Raw genomic sequence first — 19,515 nt, 5'->3', positions numbered from 1 at the left:
GAGTCACTCATATGGTGCGGGAGCCCACAGTCTTCCGCTCAGCTGTGTGGGTCGTCGGTGCGGCCCAGCCGGTGCAGGCGCAGCGCGAGCTGGATCTCCAGGGCCCGCTCGGGGTCCGTCCAGCCGTCGCCGAGCAGCTTGGCGACGCGGTCGAGCCGCTGCGTGACGGTGTTGACGTGGATGTGCAGCGCCTCGGCCGTCCGCGACGGCGAGCCGCCCGTCCCGAAGTACGCGCTCAGCGTGTCGGCCAGCGCGGTGCCCCGGCGCGCGTCGTAGTCGATGAGCGGGCCGAGCACCCGGGTGACGAAGCCGCGTACGTCGCGGCCGTCGCCCATGAGCAGCCCCACGAAGCCCAGCTCGACCGCGCCCGCCCCGTCGCCCGCGCGGCCGAGCGCGATCAGCGCGTCCGCGCACCTGCGCGCCTCCTGGTAGGCCGCCGCGACCTCGTGCGCGCCGGCCTGCTGCCGGGAGCCCGCCCATGAGCCGCCCACCCGGGCCGCGCCCGCCGTCGCCGCGCTGTGCAGCGAGGCCGTCAGCTCCGCCGCCACCCGCCGGGCCACGCCGCCCGCGTCGTCGCCGGGCAGCAGCAGCACCACCTCGTCGCCGCGGCCCGCGGCCAGCCCGTGGCGTACGGCGGCCTGCGAGGACGCCCAGAACGCGGCACGCTCGCGCTGACCCCCGTGCTTGACCACCACCACGACGTGCGGCGCGCCCAGGTCCATGCCCAGCCTGCGGGCACGGTCGGACAGGCCGGGCGACTCGGGCCGGGAGATCAGGTCGTCGAGCAGCTCGCCCCTGACCCGGCCCTCGGCCTCCGCCACACTCCTGCGGAACAGCAGCAGCAGCGCGCACACCAGCGCCGCCCGCTCCAGGATCCGCTCGTCGGCGTCGTCGCTGCGCAGGATCAGCGTGCACAGCGGCTCGCCGCCGACGTCCACGGAGGCGATCAGCAGGTCGCCCCTGCGCACCGTACGCCCCAGCGCCCGCGACGCCTGCGCCGCCTCGAACACCCCCGCGTCCAGCTCGCCCACGTCACCGCTGATCGCCCTGCCCAGGTCGTCGAGCACCGCCAGCGACCCGCCCAGCACGTCGGTCACCACGGCCGCCACGTCCTCGATGCCGCCGCCGCGCAGCACCAGCGAGGTCATGCGGTCGTGCGCCAGCGCGGCCCGCTCGACCGCCTCGCCGTGCTCCCTGGCCGTCCTGTGCGCCTGGGACAGCTCCTCCAGCGCGTTCCTGGTCTCCTGCAGCAGCCTGGCGTTGTCGATCGCCACCGCGGCGTGCGCCGCCAGGCTCGCCAGCAGCGACACCTCCTCCTGGTGGAACGGCCGCGCGCTGCGGTTTGCCGCCATCAGCACGCCGATCACCCGCTGGCCGAGCCGCAGCGGCACGCCCAGGATCGCGACCAGACCCTCCTCGGTGACCGCCTCGTCGATGTGCTCCTTGTGCCGGAAGCGGGCGTCGGCGAAGTAGTCGGCCGTCGCGTACGGCGTCGCCGTCTGCGCCACCAGCCCGCCCAGCCCGTGCCCCATCGCCAGCCGCAGCGCACGGAACTTCGCCGAGATCGACCCGTCGGTGACCCGCATGTACGTGTCGCCGCGCTCGGGGTCGTGCAGCGTCATGTACGCGATGTCGGTCGCCAGCAGTTGCCTGGCCCGGTGCACGATGGCCTCCAGCACCGCGTCGAGGTCGCGCAGCGCGGCGAGGTCGCCGGCGGTGTCGTACAGGGCCGACAGCTCCGCCTCGCGCCGCGCCCGCCGCTTGAGCAGGTCGCGTACCTTCAGCGCCTCGACCTTGGCCTGCTCCAGCTCCTCGATCGCCGCCGGGTCAGCGCCCGCCGCCCGCGCCTGGATGATCGGCCCCTCGAACTCGACCGCCGACGCCTCCCTGGCCAGCAGCTCGAGAAACCGCCTGACCACTACCGCGCCGTCCAGCCGCCGTCCACGGGCAGTGACACGCCCGTGATGAACGACCCGCCCGGACCGCACAGGTAGGCGACCATGTCGGCCACCTCCTCCGGCTCGATCAGCCGCTTGATCGCGGCCGGTGCGAGCATGATGTCCGTCACGACCTGCTCGGGGTCGATGCCGTGCACCCGCGCCTGGTCGGCGATCTGCGCCTCGACCAGCCCGGTCCGCACGTACGCGGGGCAGACGCACACCGAGGTCACCCCGTGGGGCGCCCCTTCGAGCGCCACCACCTTGGAGAACCCCTCCAGCGCGTGCTTGGCCGTCGTATAAGCCGACTTGTACGGCGAGGCCCGCAGCCCGTGCACCGACGAGATGTTCACGAACCGGCCCCAGCCCCTGGCGTACATGCCGGGCAGCACCTTTCGCGCGATGAGGAACGGCGCCTCCACCATCACCTTGAGCATCGTGGCGAACACCTCCGGCGGGAACTCCTCGATCGGCGCCACGTGCTGGAAGCCCGCGTTGTTCACCACGATGTCCACCGGCTCGCCGGGCAGCGCCGCCACGAAGCCGGGATCGCTCAGGTCGGCCACCACGGCCGTGCCGCCCACCTCGCCCGCCACCCTCTCGGCGGACTCGGCCCGCACGTCCACGACCAGCACCCTGGCCCCCGCCGCGGCCAGACGCCGGGCGCAGGCCGCCCCGATGCCGCCGCCGGCGCCCGTCACCAGCGCCGTCCGCCCCGTCAGCTCCTTCGCCATACCTCGCACCCTAGGCGCTCGACCCCCGCGGGCAGCATGGGGCCGAGCGACATAGATGCGCGGCGTCCTATGTGGATCAGCGGCGTCTGCTATGTTGGGAGGCATGATCGCGTATTTGTCCCAGTGGTGGTCCGCCTCCTAGGCGGTCCTCCCGGCGCGATACGCACACGGCCGCCTCGACGAGGCGGCCGTCACCGTGTGGTGGGTGTCCCCCCGTCGAGCACAGACGAGAAGGGGAACCCATGACCTCCACCTGGCCGCAGCTCCTCACCACGCTGCTCGACGGCGTGTCGCTCACCTCCCGCCAGGCCGCGTGGGCGATGGACCAGATCATGTCAGGGCGCGCCACCGACGCCCAGATCGCCGCGTTCGCCGTCGCGCTGCGCGCCAAGGGCGAGAGCGTCGCCGAGGTGTCGGGCCTGGCCGACGGCATGCTGGCCAGGTCGGCGGCCATCCGGGTGCCCGGCGACCCCGTCGACCTGGTCGGCACCGGCGGTGACCGCGCGGGCACCGTGAACATCTCCACCATGGCCGCCGTCGTGGCCGCCGCCGCCGGCGCCAAGGTGGTCAAGCACGGCGGCCGCGCCGCCTCCTCCATGGCCGGCTCCGCCGACGTGCTGGAGGCGCTGGGCGTGGTCGTCGACCTGCCGCCCGCCGCCGTCGTACGGGTGGTGGAGGAGACCGGCATCACGTTCTGCTTCGCGCCCGCCTTCAACCCGGCGCTCAAACGCACCTCGGCGCCGCGCCGCGAGCTGGGCGTGCCGACCGTCTTCAACTTCCTGGCCCCGCTCACCAACCCCGCGCTGCCGCCCGCCCAGGCCGTCGGCGTCTACCATCCGTCGATGGCGCCCGTGATCGCGGGCGTGCTGGCCGAGCGCGGCTGCTCCGCGCTCGTCTTCCGGGGCGACGACGGGCTCGACGAGCTGACCACCTGCGGCCCCTCCACGATCTGGCTGGTACGCCGCGGCGCGGTCACCCGCACGACCTTCGACCCGCTCGACTTGTCGATCGCCCGGGCGCGCCCCGACGACCTGCGCGGTGGCGACGCCCGGCACAACGCCGAGGTCGCCCGCGCGGTGCTCGCCGGCGAGCCGGGGCCCGTGCGCGACGTCGTCCTGCTGAACGCCGCCGCCGCGCTGGTGGCCGCCGACGGCACGCCGCCCGCCGCCGAGCTGACGCCCGCGCTGGCCGCCGCCGTCAAGCGGGCCGCCGACGCGGTCGATTCCGGCGCGGCGCTGTCGCTGCTCACCCGCTGGGCGCACGCCACCCAGGAGGCCGCCGCCCGGCTGCGGCCCGTCAGCTCCGGCTGAGCGTCACGGCCTGGTCATCGACAGGACGTCGAGGGCCGCGTCGAGCTGCTCCTCGGTCAGCGTGCCGGCGGCGACGTGGCCGCGCTCGATGACGACCTCCCTGATCGTCCTGCGCTCCGCCAGGGCCTGCTTGGCGATCTTCGCGGCCTCCTCGTAGCCGACGTAGCGGTTCAGCGGGGTCACGATGGACGGGGACGACTCCGCGTACTCACGGAGCCGGTCCACGTTCGCCGTGATCCCGGCGACGCAGCGGTCGGCGAGCAGCCGCGACACGTTCGCCAGCAGCTTGATCGACTCCAGGATGTTGCGCGCGATCACCGGCAGCTGCACGTTCAGCTCGAAGGCGCCCGACGCGCCCGCGAACGTGATCGCCGCGTCGTTGCCGATCACCTGGGCCGCGACCATCGCCGTGGCCTCGGGGATCACCGGGTTGACCTTGCCCGGCATGATCGACGAGCCGGGCTGCAGGTCGGGCAGGTTGATCTCGCCCAGCCCCGCCCGCGGCCCCGAGCCCATCCAGCGCAGGTCGTTGGCGATCTTGGTGAGCGACACCGCCACCACCTTGAGCTGTCCCGACAGCTCCACGATCGAGTCCTGCGCGCCCTGCGCCTCGAAGTGGTCGCGCGCCTCCAGGAACGGGATGCCCGTCGCCTCGCGCAGTTTCGCGATCGCCCGCTGCGCGAACCCCTGCGGCGTGTTGATGCCCGTGCCCACCGCCGTGCCGCCCAGCGGCAGCTCCAGGACGTGCTCCAGCGCCGCCGTCACCCGCACCACCGCGTGCTCAAGCTGCGTGGCGTACCCGCCGAACTCCTGGCCCAGCGTCACCGGCGTGGCGTCCATGAGGTGCGTACGGCCCGACTTCACCACCCCGTCGAACTCCACCGCCTTCTCCCTGAGCGCCTCCGCCAGATGGCGCAGCGAGGGCAGCAGGTGGTACGTCACCTCCGTGGCCGCCGCCACGTGGATCGACGTCGGGAACACGTCGTTGGACGACTGCGAGGCGTTCACGTGGTCGTTCGCGTGCACCGGGCGGCCCAGCCGCTCCTCGGCCAGCATCGCGATCACCTCGTTGGCGTTCATGTTGGACGAGGTGCCCGAGCCGGTCTGGAAGACGTCGATCGGGAACTGGGCGTCGTGCTCGTTCTCCGCCACGTCCGCCGCGGCCTGGGCGATGGCCTCCGCCATGTCCTTCTCGATCACGCCCAGCTCGCCGTTGACCTCCGCCGCCACCGCCTTGACCAGGCCGAGCGCCGCGATGTGGGACGGCTCCAGCGTCCGCCCCGAGATCGGGAAGTTCTCTACGGCCCGCTGCGTCTGCGCCCGCCACTTGGCGCCGGACGGCACGCGCACCTCACCCATGGAGTCATGTTCGATCCTGAACTCACTCATGCCGTCCAGTCTTACCCACCGCGTAGCTCTCCCCCTGAACCCCACCGGCGTTTCCCGGGGAGGCGTGGGTGCTCTGGAGCGGGTCAGCTGGAGAAGAGGGCCACGATGAGGACGGCGATCACCACGGCGGCCGCGGCGGCCACCGCCATCAGGACCAGCATGCCGTTGCGGTTGCCGGCCGGTTGCTTCTCCTCCGGGCCGGCGATCGCGAACAGGTCCGTGCCGAGGCCGTGGCTCTCGCTGATGCCCTGCTGCGGCCCGACCGGCTGCGGCTGGCCCGGCTGCTGGCCCGGCTGGGGCGGGGGCACCGGGTAGACCTGCTGGCCCGGTGGGTTCTTGGGCGGGGTCGGGATGCGAGTGGTGACCACCGCACCCTCGTCGCCACCCTGAGGTGGCCGGCCGCCCGCGCCCTGGTCAGGAGCCGACGGGAAGGGGCCCTTGGGGCGCGAGATGCTGACCGTCCGCTCGGGGTCGTAGTCGTCGCCCCCTCCGCCCGCACCGCCACGCGGCCCACCCTGAGGCGCGCCGGGCCCACCCTGGGCGAACCCGTGCGGCCCGGTGGGCGCCTGAGCGCTGCCCTGGGCGGTCCCGTGCGGTCCAGTGGGTGCCTGACGGCCGCTCTGGGCGGTCCCGTGCGGCCCGGTGGGAGCTTGAGGGCCGGTGGGAGCTTGAGGGCCGCTCTGGGCACCGCCGCGCGGCCCGCCTTGGGGGCTTCCTTGGGGGCCTCCGTGCGGGCCATTGCCCGGCGCGCTTCCGTAGGGCCCGCTGCCCGCGCCGCCCGGCGTGTTGCCGTGCGGGCCGTTTCCCGGCCGGCCCGGTGCCGTCCCGGGAGCGCCGCCCGGGGCCGGGGAGGCGAAAGCCTGCTGCTGGCCCGGTGGGGGATAGCTGGGAGGGGTGACCTGGGGCATGGTCGGCGAGTTCGCACCCCGCGCGCCGCCCTGCGGCCCTGAAGCAGCATGCGGACCCGTGGCACCCCGAGACCCGGGAGCCCCCTGCGGGCCCGTGGGTCCGTGCGGGCCTGATCCGGAAGCACCCTGTGGGCCCGTGGCACTGTGGGGGCCTGATGCCGGGTGCGCACCCGACGCGGGGCCACGGCCGCCGGCAGCAGCGGCCGGTCGCCGGCCAGGCCCCGTGGGAGCCTGCCCGCCACCCGGGCCGCCCTGCCTACCAGGGCCACCCTGTCCACCGGCGCCTTGACCGCCGGGACCGCCTTGACCGCCGGGAGCGCCGGGCATGCCGGGGCCCTGCGCGCCCGGTCCGCCGGGGCTGACCGGCATCCCCGGGCGCTGCCCACCTGGGCCGCCCGGCCTGCCCTGGCCGCCCTGCGCACCCGGTCCTCCCGGCCTGCCCTGGCTGCCCTGGCCGCTCGGTCCGCCCTGGCCGCCCTGTGCGCCTGGGCCCTGGCCTGCTGCGCCGGGGTGTTGGGAGCCGCGTCCCTGGGGTTGGGAGGTTTTGGACTGGGGGGCGAACGGGTCGGGCAAAGCGGCCTCCTGCGCCTTAAGAGCCTCGGCCGTCAGCGCCGGCATCTCGCTCGTGGGGGTGTCGGCGACCATGCGCAGCAGGGTCTCCGCTTTGGCGGCGCCGAGGCGCTGCCGGTAGTCCTTGTTGAGCAGCCCGTTCAGCACCGGACGCAGCCGCCCCGCCTGGGTGGGCGGGTCGGCGTTCTCGGTGAGCAGCGCGGCCAGCGTCTCGGCGATCGTGGACCGCTCGTACGCGGGCCGCCCCTCGACGGCGAAGTACAGCGTCGCCCCGAGCGACCAGATGTCGGACTCGGGCCCGGTGTACTCGCCACGGGCCCGCTCGGGAGCGGTGTAGCCGGGGGAGCCGATGACCATGCCGGTCTTGGTGAGCCGCGAGTCGCCCTCGGCCTTGGCGATGCCGAAGTCGGTGAGCACGACGCGCCCGCTCTCGGTGATGAGCACGTTGGCCGGTTTGACGTCGCGGTGGGTGATGCCCTGGGCGTGCGCGGCGCGGAGGGCGCCGAGCAGGTCGACGCCGATCTCCGCGACGAGCCGCGGCGGCAGCGGCCCCTCCTCCTCGATCACCTGCTCAAGGGAGCGGGCCTCGATGAGCTCCATGATGATCCACGGGCTGTTGTCCTGGATGAGGACGTCGTGGATGGAGGCCACGGACGGATGGTTGATCCGCGAGGCGATACGTCCTTCGCGGACCATGCGCTCGCGCAGCTCGGCCCGCTGTTCCTCGGTGAGCCCGGGGTCCTGGCGGATTTCCTTGACCGCCACCTCGCGCCCGAGCGCGCGGTCGCGGGCGCGCCACACGGTTCCCATCGTGCCCCGGCCGAGCGGGGCGATGAGCTCGTAGCGCTCCGCGAGCAGGCGTGTCTGCTGTTCCGGCATGAGAAGAAGATATCGATTCTCGCTTGGGAAGTGCTTTACCCTCGCTTGCGAAGTTCTCTTGGCCAGAACCGCCGAGGAAGGAACAACTTTATCACCGTCGCTTTGAATCGGGCATAAGCGGACGGCGTGGGCCGCTGTTCGACACGCCTCCTGTGGACGCCTTCGCCGGATTTACGTTCGAGTCTGGGCGAGGGCACGGTGAACGGCGCGGCGGGCGGGTCGGCCCTGTGCATCCCCCGGTGCGAGGGCCGGCGTACGAAAGAGGGCTGTGGGTTCGACGCCGGGGGCCTGCCAGTGGCTTTACCTGCGTTTTTGGCGTCGCTTTTACGCGGCGGCAGCGGCTCCTCCGCCGAGCCGCCCGCGGCCACCCTGGCCAGCATGAGCGAGGCGCGTACGGAATCGAGCCTGGTCGCGGGGTCGATCCTGAGCAGCGCGTCGAGCACGGGCGCGAGCGGCCCCGCCTTGGTCATGGGGATCGGCTCGCCGCTGGTGAGCGCGGCCAGGGCGGCGGCGGCCGTACGCCTGCCGCTCAGGCCCCTGCCCTCGACGGCGGTGTAGAGGGTCGCGCCGAGCGACCACAGATCGCCGGCGGGGCTGGCCTTGGAGCCGAGCACCCGCTCTGGAGCGATGTATCCGGCGGAGCCCAGAACGATGCCCGCCTGGGTGATGGAGACGTCACCTTCGAGTGCGGCGAGGCCGAAGTCGGTCAGGACCGCGCGGTCCTCCGTCACCAGCACGTTGCTCGGCTTGACGTCGCGGTGCAGGATGCCCTTCGCGTGCACGGCGCGCAGCGCGCCGAGGATCTGCCGGCCGATCTCGGCCACTTTGCGGGGGTGGAGCGGTCCCTCTTCCTTGATGAGCTGCTCAAGGGACCTCGCGTGGAGCAGCTCCATCACGATCCACGGCCGGTCGTCCTCGGTGACGACGTCGAAGACGGTGATGACGGACGGGTGCGCGACCATCGCGGTGGCCCGGCCCTCGCGTTCGGTGCGCGCGCACAGCTCGGCGCGCAGCTCCTCGTCGAGAACGGTGGGCAGCCGCACCTCCTTGACCGCCACGTCACGGTCGAGCAGCTCGTCATGCGCCCGCCAAACGGTGCCCATGCCGCCACGACCAACCGGCTCAAGAAGCCGATAGCGCGCGGCGAGGAGGTAACCGGAAGGCGCACGCATGGCAGGCAGCTTACCTATTTGTGTAAACCGACCAGTAGAGGCAGGGCCGATTAATTGTTGCGAACTTAAGTCAACCCGTATGACTTGTGACGTCAGCAAACCCCCTGGTCACATGCGTGCGCCGGGGGCTCGCGGTGCTCGCGCCCCGTCTCCGGTAGCCCAGCGTACGCGATCACCTGCGGTTCGTCGCAACCCCTGCCCCGAGTGGCAGAGCGTTTTCGCAGGTCATGCGCCGTATGTGCCGATCGGCACAACATTCGGCGGATTGGTTGTGCATGATGCCTGGTAGGGGACTACCAGTAGTACGGCAGGCTGGCTGACAGGAACCACGGGGGTGCCGTCAGCGAGTTGAAAGGGTGCCGTAAGAGGACGGAGGCACGGTGAAGGCGTAGAAACCCGGCGAAGCGCCCGGCGAACTCGCGGCGAACTCACCGGAAACTGTCGGTCCCCGACGTCAGACTGAAGTCCCATCCACCGAAGACAGACCGCCGAAGGATGTGAGGGAGATGCGCCAGACGCAGGTGCGCCGCCGGCCGAGGAAGCCGGTCAAGGTGGCGCTCGACCTCCGCACTCCGTCAGGGCGCCATCTGCCCTTCTGACCACCAGCTACCAGGAGCGCCATCTGAGAGGTGCGCGATGTGCAGTCACTACCCCGTTTGCCCGAGTGCCGACTCTCCCGACCGTGAGCGGTCGCACGTGATCGCCTCCCACCCCGACCAGGGGTGGAGCCTGCTCTGCAACGGCGTCGTGCTGTTCGACGACACCGGCCTGCTGCTGCCCGACGGCACCGTCGTGGCCCCGCACCGCGCGCCGCTGGCCGCCTGAGCTCCTGACCGCCGCGCCGCCAGGGCACAGGAGCCCCAGCGGCGGCGGTGACCCGTCCGATGAGGAGCCTCAGCGGCGGCCGATGCTCAGCACGGGGCCCGTCTTGTCGGTGAAGAAGTCCTCACCCTTGTCGTCCACGACGATGAACGCGGGGAAGTCGACGACCTCGATCTTCCACACCGCCTCCATGCCGAGCTCCGGATATTCCAGCACTTCGACCTTCTTGATGCAGTCCTGCGCCAGCCGGGCCGCGGGGCCGCCGATCGAGCCGAGGTAGAAGCCGCCGTACTTCTGGCACGCCTCGGTGACCTGCTTCGAGCGGTTGCCCTTGGCCAGCATCACCATGGAGCCGCCGGCCGCCTGGAAGCGCTCGACGTAGGAGTCCATGCGCCCGGCCGTGGTCGGGCCGAACGAGCCGGAGGCGTAGCCCTCGGGGGTCTTGGCCGGTCCGGCGTAGTAGACCGCGTGGTCCTTGAGGTACTGCGGCATCTCGCCGCCGTCGTCGAGCAGCTCCGCGATCTTGGCGTGTGCGATGTCGCGGGCCACGACCAGCGGGCCGGTGAGCGACAGGCGGGTCTTGACCGGGTATTTCGACAGCTCGGCCAGGATCTCGGGCATCGGCCGGTTGAGGTCGATCTGTACGACGTCGTCGGAGAGGTGCTCGTCGGTGGTGTCGGGCAGGAAGCGGGCCGGGTCGGTCTCCAGCCGCTCCAGGAAGACGCCCTCCGGCGTGATCTTGGCCAGCGCCTGGCGGTCGGCCGAGCAGGAGACCGCGATGGCCACCGGGCAGGACGCGCCGTGGCGGGGCAGGCGGATCACGCGGACGTCGTGGCAGAAGTATTTGCCGCCGAACTGCGCGCCGATGCCCAGCTTCTGGGTCAGCTCGAAGACCTTGGCCTCCATCTCCAGGTCACGGAACCCGTGGCCGGACGGCGAGCCCTCGGTGGGGATGGAGTCGAGGTAGCGGGCGCTGGCGTACTTGGCGGTCTTCAGCGCGTACTCGGCGGAGGTGCCGCCCACGACGACGGCCAGGTGGTACGGCGGGCAGGCCGCCGTGCCGAGCGACCTGATCTTCTCCTCCAGGAAGGCCATCATGCGCTTCTCGTTGAGCACGGCCTTGGTCTCCTGGTACAGGAACGACTTGTTGGCCGAGCCGCCGCCCTTGGCCATGAACAGCAGCTTGTACTCGTCGGGGTGCCCGTGGGGGTCCTCGGCGTAGAGCTCGACCTGGGCGGGCAGGTTGCTGCCGGTGTTCTTCTCCTCCCACATGGTGATCGGGGCCATCTGGGAGTAGCGCAGGTTGAGCTTGGTGTAGGCGTCGTACACGCCGCGCGAGATGTGCTCGGCGTCGCGCCCGTCGGTCAGCACGTGGCGGCCGCGCTTGCCCATGACGATGGCGGTGCCGGTGTCCTGGCACATCGGCAGCACGCCGCCGGCCGAGATGGAGGCGTTCTTCAGCAGGTCGAGGGCGACGAAGCGGTCGTTGCCGCTGGACTCGGGGTCATCGACGATCTTCCTGAGCTGGGCGAGGTGCGAGGCGCGCAGGAAGTGGGAGATGTCGTGGACGGCCGCCTCGGTCAGCAGGCGCAGCGCCTCCGGCGACACTTCGAGGAACGTACGCCCGGCCGCTTCGACCTTCCGCACCCCCTCCGAGGTGATCAGCCGGTATTCGGTGTCGTCGGCTCCAAGCGGAAGCAGGTCGGTGTAGTCGAACTCGCCCATGTCCATCCTTTCGGTCGCTCCAAGAGATTACGCGCCCTTGAAGCGGACCAGGGACCGGCTCAGGCCTCCGACGGCCGGACGGCGGGCTCGGGGCCGCCGGTGCGCGCCGCGGTCAGGCCCACCATGATGCCGATGATCACCAGCCCGGCCCCGACCAGGTCGTACGCGGTCGGCGTGGCGACGCCGAGCACCGCGCCCGTGACGATCGCCGCCACCGGGATGAGCCCGGCGAACAGCCCGGCCCTGCCGGGGCCCAGCTTGGGCAGCGAGCGGTACCACAGGAAGAACGCGATCACCGTCACCACGATCGCGAGGTAGCCGAGCCCGAGCGCCTCGGGCAGAGTGGGCGTCCGCAGCATCGCGGGGCCCTCGCTCACCCAGCCGACCAGCGCCAGCATGGGCACGGCCAGCGTCGTCGAGTACGCCGAGACCCTGATCGCCCCGAGCCTGGGCAGCAGCGGGATGGCCAGCAGCGAGAAGCTGATCTCGCCGACGAGCGCCCCGAGCGCCCACAGCAGGCTCTCCGTGGTGCCGCTGCCGAGCCCGGTGGCCAGCGTCGCGCCGGACACCACGACGGCGGCGCCGAGCAGCAGCCGGGGCGCCGGCCGGCCGCCGGCCAGCGCGAGCGCCAGCGGCACGGTGCCGAGCACGGTGCCGACCAGGGCAGGGCCTGAGGCGCGGGTGGACTCGATGACGCAGACGTTGAAGAACATCAGCCCGAGCAGCGCGAGCCCGGCCAGGCAGAGCACCTCGCGGCCGGTCATCCTGACGAACCGCAGGCCGAGCACCCGCGTGATGACGAGCAGAACGACCGCCGCGACGAGATACCTGACGGCCTGTCCGCCGTATATGGGGTAAGCGCCGATCAGTCCCGCGACTCCGGCCAGGGTCCCCACCAGGAACATGGCCGCGGCGGCGCCCAGGATGCCGTTTCTCATCATGCGAAGGATGCTAGGGAGACAATGGTTCGGGAAAACAGTCCAATTCGCCGCTGGAAGACAGGACCAATATGGCCGACCTCCATATCCGGATAGACCGCGGGAAGGGAGGCATCGCCGGGCAGATCGCGTCGGAGCTGCGCGAGTCCATCCGCGGCGGGCGGCTCGCGCCTGGCACCCGCCTGCCCGCCACCCGCGACCTCGCCACCGACCTGCAGGTCTCCAGGGGCGTGGTGGTGGAGGCGTACGAGCAACTGGTGGCCGAGGGCTTCCTGGTCTCCAGGGTCGGCGTCGGCACACAGGTGACGCCCGCGAACACCCGGCAGCGCGCCGCGCCGCCGCCCAAGCCGCAACAGGTGCGCCGCAGGACGCCGAGCACCGTCTCCTACCATGGCCATCGCCCCACTTCCCCCGACCTCAGCCACTTCCCCCGTGAACGCTGGCTGGCGGCCGTCAGGCACGTGCTGACCACCGTACCCTCGGACGCCCTCGATTATGGGGACCCCGGCGGCGTGCCTGAGCTGCGGGAAGAGCTGGCCGGCTACCTCAGGAGGGTCAGGGCGGCCGACGTGCGCCCCGAGAACCTCGTCGTCGTGGGCGGCGTCGCCCAGGGGCTGAGCCTGGCGCTGCACGTGCTCACCGGCCAGCGCCCGCTGCGGCTGGCCGTCGAGGACCCGACGAGTCACCGGCAGGTGCCGCTGCTCAGGAGGGCGGGCGCGCACGTCGTGCCGGTGCCGGTGGACGAGGAGGGCCTCGACGTGCGGCGCATCGGCGGTGACGCGGCGCTGGTGACGCCGGCGCACCAGTTCCCGACCGGGGTGGTGCTCTCGCCGCGGCGCAGGGCCGCGCTCATGGAGTGGGCGTACGCGGGGCACCGGCTGATCATCGAGGACGACTACGACGCCGAGTTCCGCTTCGACCGCGACCCCGTCGGCTGCCTGCAGGGGCTCGCGCCCGACCGGGTGATCCTGTGCGGCAGCGTGAGCAAGGCGCTCGCGCCCGGCCTGCGCCTCGGCTGGGTGGCGGCGCCGCCCGACCTGGCCGAGGGCATCCGCAGGGCGCGTGGCGAGCTGGACCTCGGCTCGCCGGTCATCGAGCAGCACGCGCTCGCGCACTTCCTGCGGACCGGCGGCTACGACCGGCACCTGCGGCGGATGCGCAGGGAGTATCGCCGCCGTCGTGACGCGCTGGTGGGCGCGCTGGCCGCGGAGCTGCCCGCCGTACGGGTGCGCGGCATCGAGGCCGGGCTGCACGTCTACCTGGAGCTGCCCGCCGGGTGGGACGAGCCGCGTACGGTGCGGGCCGCCCAGGAGCTGGGCCTGTCGGTCGAGCCGGTCGGTCCGATGCGGGAGTCCGCAGGGCCGCCGGCCGTGGTCATGGGGTTCGCCCGGCTGCCCGTGCACAAGGCAGAGGAGGCCGTACGAGGCTTGAAGGTCAGAATGTCTGGACAAATCTTGACTGGAGAGGGTAGGCGGGCCTAGAACGAGAATCTGATCCCATAAGCAGGGAGGCGTCATGCGGGTGGGATTGCTGGGTCTGGGCCGGATCGGCGCCTTCCACGCCGCCACCCTCGCCGCGCACCCGCTGGTGGACGAGCTGATCGTGGCCGACCCCGTGCGCACATCCCCGTACGGCAGGCCGGGCGACCCCTTCGAGGCGGACGCCGTCGTCATCGCCACGCCGACCGGCACCCACGCCGAGCTGATCGTCGCGGCCTGCGAGCGCGGCATCCCGGCCTTCTGCGAGAAACCGGTGGCGGGCACGGTCACCGAGACCGTCAAGGTGCTGGAGGCGCGCGGGGACAACCGGGTGCAGATCGGGTTCCAGCGGCGGTTCGACCCCGGTTACGTGGCCGCCGCCGCGGCGCTGCGCGCCGGCGAGCTGGGGGAGCTGCACCGCGTCCACATGGTGACGGCCGACCCCGCGCCGCCGCCCGCCGACTTCCTGCCGATGTCGGGCGGGATCTTCCGCGACTGCCACATCCACGACTTCGACATCCTGCGCTGGGTCACCGGCCGGGAGGTGGCGTCGGTGTACGCGCGCGGCGCCAACCGCGGCGCCGCCTTCTTCGCCGAGGCCGGCGACGTGGACAACAGCGCCGCGCTGCTCACCCTCGACGACGGCACGCTCGCCACGCTGCAGGGCTCGCGCTACAACGGCGGCGGGTACGACGTGCGCATGGAGCTGGCCGGCACCCGGCGCACGCAGGCCGTCGGGCTGGGCCCCCGCGCCCCGCTGCACTCGGCCGAGCAGCCCGCGAGCGGCGCCGAGCCGTGGCCCGACTTCGTCACCCGCTTCGAGGCCGCCTACCGCGCCGAGATCGACGCCTTCCTCACTGGCGACCACAGCCCCTGCTCGGTCGAGGACGCTCTGGAGGCCCTGTACGTCGCCGAAGCCGCCGACCTCTCGCTCCGCGAAGGCCGCCAGGTGGAGGTGGCGGAGGTCCGCCGCTGACGCGGCCGGGACGCAGCCGGCCGAAACGGCAGGTGGTGGGCGGTGGGCGGCGTGGCTCGTCAGGTGGTGGCCGGGGTGCGCTTGGGCTCGAAGCCGGGCGCCAGGGCGATGATCGCCGCCGCCAGCACCAGCGGCGCGGCGAACGCCACCCGCATGTCCACGGCGTCCGCGATCCCGCCCACGAGCGCCGCGCCCACGATGAACCCGACGTAGTTGAAGAGGTTCACCCGGGCGATGGCGACGCCGGTGCCCGCCGGGTCGAGCCGCCCGGCCGCCGAGAACGACTGCGGCGCCACCACCGACAGCCCCACCCCGGTCAGGCCGAACGCGACGATGCCGAGCGGCTGGTTGGGCGCCAGCACGACGCCGAGGAACCCGATCGTGGCGATCACCCCGCCGATCCTGACGATGGCGGCGGGCCCGTAGCGGCGCACGGCCAGGTCGCCGGCGAGGCGGACGGCCAGCGTGGTCGCCTGGTAGGCGACGTAGGCCAGCGGGATCACCCGGGGGCCGGCCTCCAGCACATCCTTCATGAACACGGTGTTGAAGTTGGAGACGGCCGCGTCGCCGACGTACAGGAAGCCCATGGCCAGGCAGAGCGGGATGATCGGCCGCCAGGGGAAGCGGCCGGCGACCGTCTCCGCGGGTGTCTCCACCTTCTCCTCGGCGGGGCCGCACAGGTGCCGCCCCGCGTACAGCGAGCCGGCCAGCGCGAACACCATGGGCGCGCCCATGACGACCGGCAGCGGCAGGTCGGCCGCCGCCGACGCCCACAGCGCGCCGAGCATGCTGAGCACGCTCCACACGCAGTGGAAGCCGTTGAGCACCTGTATGCCGTACCGGCGCTCGACCGCCACGCCCTGCATGTTCATGCCCGCGTCCACCGCGCCCACGGCCACTCCGAACAGCAGCAGCACCGGCACCAGCAGCGGCACGTTCGGGGCGAGCCCGGCCAGCACCACGGCGGCGGCCACGGCCGGCTGCGCGACGCGCAGCAGCAGCCTGCTGCCCCGGCGGGCGGCGAACGCTCCGGCCGCCACGCTGCCCGCGCCCGCGAACACGGGCACGATGAGCAGCAGCAACGTCAGGCTGCCCTCGTCGAGGCCGTGCTTGGACTGCAGGTTCGCGACCTGGATGAGCAGCGAGGCGAAGGACAGGCCCTGGACGCCGTAGACGACGTACGTGGCGACGCGGGCCTGGCGATCACGTGAGGACGGCACGGCGGCCTCCTGGTGGGGGGAGTCAAACGTGAGGCTGAGTCAGGTTAGCGGCTGCCCCGGCCCACCACCAGCACGAGATCGGCACGTTTACGTCGAGGTCTCCACCGCCACGCCGCCCGGCCGCTCCCGCTCCCGTACGTCGATCCGCCCCGCCGCCGCCCACACCCCGAGCGCCAGCAGCGCCGCCACCTCCGTCACGGCCAGACCCCGCTCCACCAGCCCCAACGGCATGACGCGATACCACGGCAGCCCCTCGGCGGACGCGATGACCATCATCGTGCCGATGCCCGCCACCCACAGCAGCGAGCACACCCCGAACCCGAACGCCACCAAGGTCGCCCGCGACCGCTGCCGGTGCCACGGCCTGGCGATCAGCAGCGCGGCCAGCGGCAGGCAGAGGAAGGCCACGAAGCTGCCCACCCGATGGATGCTGCCGCTCATGCTCGGCCCCACCGACCAGTCGTGCTTCTCGAACCAGGCCGTCACGAACAATCCCAGGCTCCACCCCATCAGCGCGATCGTGCCGAGCACCCCGGCCAGCTTCTTCCTGGCCAGCGACACGCCGATGGCCAGCGACCCCGCCGCCAATAAGCCCACCCCGAGGCCGAAGACCCAGCCGCCGGGCCCCAGCCCGTGCTCGCTGATGGTCCGGCGGAACGGATCCATCTCGTCCAGGCTGGAGAGCTCCAAGCCGATGATCACCGCTATGCCGGCGCCTGCCGCGCCGAGTCCCCACCGCGCCGGTCGATGCACGTACGCCTCCCTTTAAGCGGATCAACGGCCGTACGGACGCCTGGATTCCGCGTAATCGGCGGAGAAAACGGGACACGCGCGGCACGCCGCCGTTCGCCGGGATCCTCGGACACCTCACCACCGAGGGCGAGCGAATCCGCCGACCGCCGGATATCGTCGGAGATGTGAACGAACGCGCGGGCTCGTGGTTGCCGAAGCTGCAGGAAGTCGGGGAGCGACTGGCCGAGGAGTGGGTCTCCGCCCGCCGGCCGCAGCCATCGGGCGGCGACGTGCCGCAGCCGCACGAGCTGCGCGCCTCCGACGCCGACCGCGAACGCATCGCCCAGGTGCTCCAGGACGCCCACGCCGACGGCCGGCTCATGCTCGACGAGCTCGAAGAGCGGCTCGGCGTGCTCTACTCAGCCCGCACGCTCGGCGAACTGGCCGAGCTCACCACCGACCTGCTGCCGCCCGACCAGCAGCCGCTCAACCTCGACGGACGGCCCGTCTCCGCGATCTTCAAGCAGGAGAAGCGCGGCGGGCGCTGGGTGGTGCCCGCCGAGCTGGCCGTGACCGCCATGTTCGGCACCACCAAGCTCGACTTCCGCGACGCCATCCTGCAGAACCGCCGGATCATCATCAACGCCACCCTCGTCTTCGGCGGGCTGGAGATCCACGTGCCCGAGGGGCTCGAGGTGATCAGGGTGGCGAAGGACAAGACCGTCCGCCTGACCAAGCAGCCCACCGAGCCGGGCGCGCCGGTCGTCGAGGTGCGCACCACGAACTTCGCGGGCGAGGTCAAGGTCAAGGAGCCGCCGCGCCGCAAGCGCCGCCGCTGAGCTCTCTCCTGACGATCAGCCCGCGGTGTCGAAGTTGATCGCGCTGTACGCCCGTAGCTTCCACAGCTGGTGCTCGCTCTCGATCTTCCTGATCGTGCCCGACCGCCCGCGCATCACCAGCGACTGCGTGACCGCCGAGCCGGCGCGGAACCGTACGCCCTGCATCAGCTCGCCCTGCGTGATGCCCGTCGCCGCGAAGAACACGTCGTCGGACTTCACCAGGTCGTTCGTGGTGAGCACCTGGCTCAGGTCGTGGCCCGCGTCCACGGCGCGGGAGCGCTCGGCGTCGTCGCGCGGCCACAGCTTGCCCTGGATGACGCCGCCCAGGCACTTGAGCGCGCACGCCGCCACGATGCCCTCGGGCGTGCCGCCGATGCCCAGCATCAGGTCGATGCCGGTGCCCTGGCGGGCCGCCATGATCGCGCCGGCCACGTCGCCGTCGGTGATGAACTTGATCCGCGCGCCCGTCTCCCTGATCTCCTTGACCAGCCGCTCGTGGCGCGGCCGGTCGAGCACGACCACGGTCACGTCGGAGGGCGAGCAGTGCTTGGCCCTCGCCACCGCGTCGATGTTGACCGCGACCGGGGCCTCGATGTCCACCACGTCCGCCGCCTCGGGGCCGGTGACCAGCTTCTCCATATAGAAGACGGCCGACGGGTCGTACATCGAGCCGCGCTCGCTCACCGCGATCACCGACACCGCGTCGGGCATGCCGAGCGCGGTCAGCCGGGTGCCGTCGATCGGGTCGACCGCCACGTCGCAGTCGGGGCCGCTGCCGTCGCCCACCTGTTCGCCGTTGTAGAGCATCGGCGCGTGGTCCTTCTCGCCCTCGCCGATGACGACCACGCCGTTCATGGAGACCGTGCTGATGAGCTGGCGCATGGCGTTGACGGCGGCGCCGTCCGCGCCGTTCTTGTCGCCGCGGCCGACCCACCGGGCCGCCGCCATCGCGGCCGCCTCCGTGACACGGACGAGTTCCAGTGCCAGGTTGCGATCAGGGGCGTGCTCGCTGGTGGCGAGCGCCGGCGGCACGGAAGTCTGGTCGGACATGATGGCTGGCCTCCTCGTGGGACGTCTCCCTCGATCGTAGTTGCCGGTCTATTCCCGGTCGGAGGGGGATAATCTGCAAATGGTGCGTGGATTTTGTGCCATACGCTGTGCGCGCCGGGGATCGCGCCTCCAACATGGTGCGTGGCGCCCCCGCCGTGGAGGAGATCCCTGATGAGCGAAGTGGACAGCGACGTCGACGGCGACGTCCCCGTCGGCGCGAGCAGCGACGGGGCCGTCGTCACCCAGCCGCGTACGTCCGAGCGCGGCGCGGCCACCCGCAGCTCACTGCTCGCCGCCGCCCGCGAGGTCTTCGTCTCCAAGGGGTTCGCCGAGGCCGGCGTGACCGACGTGGTCGCTCGGGCCGAGGCCAGCGTCGGCAGTCTCTACCACCACTTCTCCGGCAAGGCCGACCTCTACCTCACGCTGTGGGAGGAGTTCCAGGCCCGGCAGACCCAGCGCACCAAGGAGGCCGCCCGCGCGGCCCGCGCCGCCGGTGAGAGCGACCCCATGGGGGTGTTCGTGCGTGCCGCGCGCGCGTACCTCGACGGGTGCCTTGAGGAACGCGAGCTGGCCGCGCTGTTCCTGCGCGGTGACGGGCCGCCCGGGTTCGACGTCATCATGCGCGACCGGCTCCGTACGTGGGCGCAGCGCAACGCCGCGCTCTTCGAGGACGACCGCGCCCTCGTCGTGGTGATCACCGGCGCGCTCGCCGCGGCCGTCTCCGAGATCGTCCTCACCGACAACCGGGCCCTGGCCGAGGACGTTCTCGCCATCATCGGCGGCATCCGCCCGGCCGCTTCTGCGACCGGCCGCTCCAACGGGTAACCTCGCCAAGT

16 protein-coding genes are annotated in these 19,515 nt (G+C 72.3%); 6 read left to right on the top strand and 10 right to left on the bottom strand.

Annotated features, from left to right (window positions below; all coding sequences use genetic code 11):
• Positions 1 to 38: 38 nt before the first annotated feature.
• Positions 39 to 1,919, bottom strand: a complete 1,881-nt coding sequence (locus ACFFR3_RS17270; protein WP_364371532.1) for a helix-turn-helix domain-containing protein — start codon at positions 1,917 to 1,919, stop codon at positions 39 to 41.
• Entirely contained in the window at positions 1,919 to 2,671 is a 753-nt protein-coding gene (locus ACFFR3_RS17265) for a 3-hydroxybutyrate dehydrogenase (protein ID WP_364371529.1), read from the bottom strand. The genes ACFFR3_RS17270 and ACFFR3_RS17265 overlap by 1 nt, the downstream gene beginning before the upstream one ends.
• A gap of 242 nt (positions 2,672 to 2,913) precedes the next feature.
• Between ACFFR3_RS17265 and trpD the strand changes: the two genes are divergently transcribed.
• Entirely contained in the window at positions 2,914 to 3,981 is a 1,068-nt protein-coding gene (gene trpD / locus ACFFR3_RS17260; RefSeq protein ID WP_379483430.1) for an anthranilate phosphoribosyltransferase, read from the top strand.
• Positions 3,982 to 3,984: 3 nt separating this feature from the next.
• Here trpD and ACFFR3_RS17255 read toward each other — a convergent pair whose 3' ends face one another.
• From ACFFR3_RS17255 to ACFFR3_RS17245, 3 genes are all read right to left on the bottom strand, one after another.
• Positions 3,985 to 5,370: a class II fumarate hydratase gene (locus ACFFR3_RS17255; RefSeq protein ID WP_379483429.1), complete on the bottom strand. Its 1,386-nt coding sequence runs from the start codon at positions 5,368 to 5,370 to the stop codon at positions 3,985 to 3,987.
• A gap of 83 nt (positions 5,371 to 5,453) precedes the next feature.
• On the bottom strand, positions 5,454 to 7,727 hold the full coding sequence (locus ACFFR3_RS17250; RefSeq protein WP_379483428.1) for a protein kinase domain-containing protein: 2,274 nt from the start codon (positions 7,725 to 7,727) through the stop codon (positions 5,454 to 5,456).
• Positions 7,728 to 7,762: 35 nt separating this feature from the next.
• Positions 7,763 to 8,899 carry a serine/threonine-protein kinase gene (locus tag ACFFR3_RS17245; RefSeq protein WP_364371517.1) on the bottom strand — a complete coding sequence of 379 codons (1,137 nt, stop codon included), beginning with the start codon at positions 8,897 to 8,899 and terminating at the stop codon, positions 7,763 to 7,765.
• Between the two features lie 636 nt (positions 8,900 to 9,535).
• Between ACFFR3_RS17245 and ACFFR3_RS17240 the strand changes: the two genes are divergently transcribed.
• Positions 9,536 to 9,724: a DUF5999 family protein gene (locus ACFFR3_RS17240; protein ID WP_345390070.1), complete on the top strand. Its 189-nt coding sequence runs from the start codon at positions 9,536 to 9,538 to the stop codon at positions 9,722 to 9,724.
• Between the two features lie 69 nt (positions 9,725 to 9,793).
• On the opposite strand, the gene ACFFR3_RS17235 is transcribed toward ACFFR3_RS17240, so the two are convergent.
• Positions 9,794 to 11,446 (bottom strand): fumarate hydratase, encoded by a 1,653-nt coding sequence (locus tag ACFFR3_RS17235; RefSeq protein WP_379483427.1) that lies wholly within the window; start codon positions 11,444 to 11,446, stop codon positions 9,794 to 9,796.
• A 59-nt stretch (positions 11,447 to 11,505) separates the two neighbouring features.
• The gene (locus tag ACFFR3_RS17230; RefSeq protein ID WP_345390067.1) at positions 11,506 to 12,387 is read right to left on the bottom strand and encodes a DMT family transporter; all 882 of its coding nucleotides are present in this window, start codon (positions 12,385 to 12,387) and stop codon (positions 11,506 to 11,508) included.
• 68 nt (positions 12,388 to 12,455) lie between these two features.
• Here ACFFR3_RS17230 and pdxR point away from each other — a divergent pair, with 68 nt between their 5' ends.
• Both pdxR and ACFFR3_RS17220 read left to right on the top strand, forming a co-directional pair.
• Positions 12,456 to 13,865: a MocR-like pyridoxine biosynthesis transcription factor PdxR gene (gene pdxR / locus ACFFR3_RS17225; RefSeq protein WP_345390064.1), complete on the top strand. Its 1,410-nt coding sequence runs from the start codon at positions 12,456 to 12,458 to the stop codon at positions 13,863 to 13,865.
• 34 nt (positions 13,866 to 13,899) lie between these two features.
• Positions 13,900 to 14,838: a Gfo/Idh/MocA family protein gene (locus tag ACFFR3_RS17220; protein WP_345390060.1), complete on the top strand. Its 939-nt coding sequence runs from the start codon at positions 13,900 to 13,902 to the stop codon at positions 14,836 to 14,838.
• 59 nt (positions 14,839 to 14,897) lie between these two features.
• Here ACFFR3_RS17220 and ACFFR3_RS17215 read toward each other — a convergent pair whose 3' ends face one another.
• Both ACFFR3_RS17215 and ACFFR3_RS17210 read right to left on the bottom strand, forming a co-directional pair.
• Entirely contained in the window at positions 14,898 to 16,058 is a 1,161-nt protein-coding gene (locus tag ACFFR3_RS17215) for an MFS transporter (protein WP_345390057.1), read from the bottom strand.
• An 87-nt stretch (positions 16,059 to 16,145) separates the two neighbouring features.
• Complete coding sequence (locus tag ACFFR3_RS17210) at positions 16,146 to 16,811, bottom strand: DUF998 domain-containing protein (protein WP_345390054.1); 666 nt, start codon at positions 16,809 to 16,811, stop codon at positions 16,146 to 16,148.
• A gap of 164 nt (positions 16,812 to 16,975) precedes the next feature.
• On the opposite strand from ACFFR3_RS17210, the gene ACFFR3_RS17205 reads away from it, so the two are divergent.
• Positions 16,976 to 17,629, top strand: coding sequence for a DUF1707 SHOCT-like domain-containing protein (locus tag ACFFR3_RS17205; protein WP_345390051.1), 654 nt, complete (start codon positions 16,976 to 16,978; stop codon positions 17,627 to 17,629).
• Positions 17,630 to 17,644: 15 nt separating this feature from the next.
• Here the strand turns inward: ACFFR3_RS17205 and glpX are convergent, their stop codons facing one another.
• Complete coding sequence (gene glpX, locus ACFFR3_RS17200; RefSeq protein ID WP_345390048.1) at positions 17,645 to 18,679, bottom strand: class II fructose-bisphosphatase; 1,035 nt, start codon at positions 18,677 to 18,679, stop codon at positions 17,645 to 17,647.
• Between the two features lie 171 nt (positions 18,680 to 18,850).
• On the opposite strand from glpX, the gene ACFFR3_RS17195 reads away from it, so the two are divergent.
• Positions 18,851 to 19,504: a TetR/AcrR family transcriptional regulator gene (locus ACFFR3_RS17195; protein WP_379483426.1), complete on the top strand. Its 654-nt coding sequence runs from the start codon at positions 18,851 to 18,853 to the stop codon at positions 19,502 to 19,504.
• Positions 19,505 to 19,515 lie beyond the last annotated feature (11 nt).

Origin of the sequence: Nonomuraea salmonea, assembly GCF_042428605.1 — a bacterium.
GTDB lineage: Bacteria > Actinomycetota > Actinomycetes > Streptosporangiales > Streptosporangiaceae > Nonomuraea > Nonomuraea salmonea.
The sequence above is the reverse complement of the archived record's forward strand: the minus strand, read 5'-3'. Positions and strand labels throughout refer to the sequence as shown.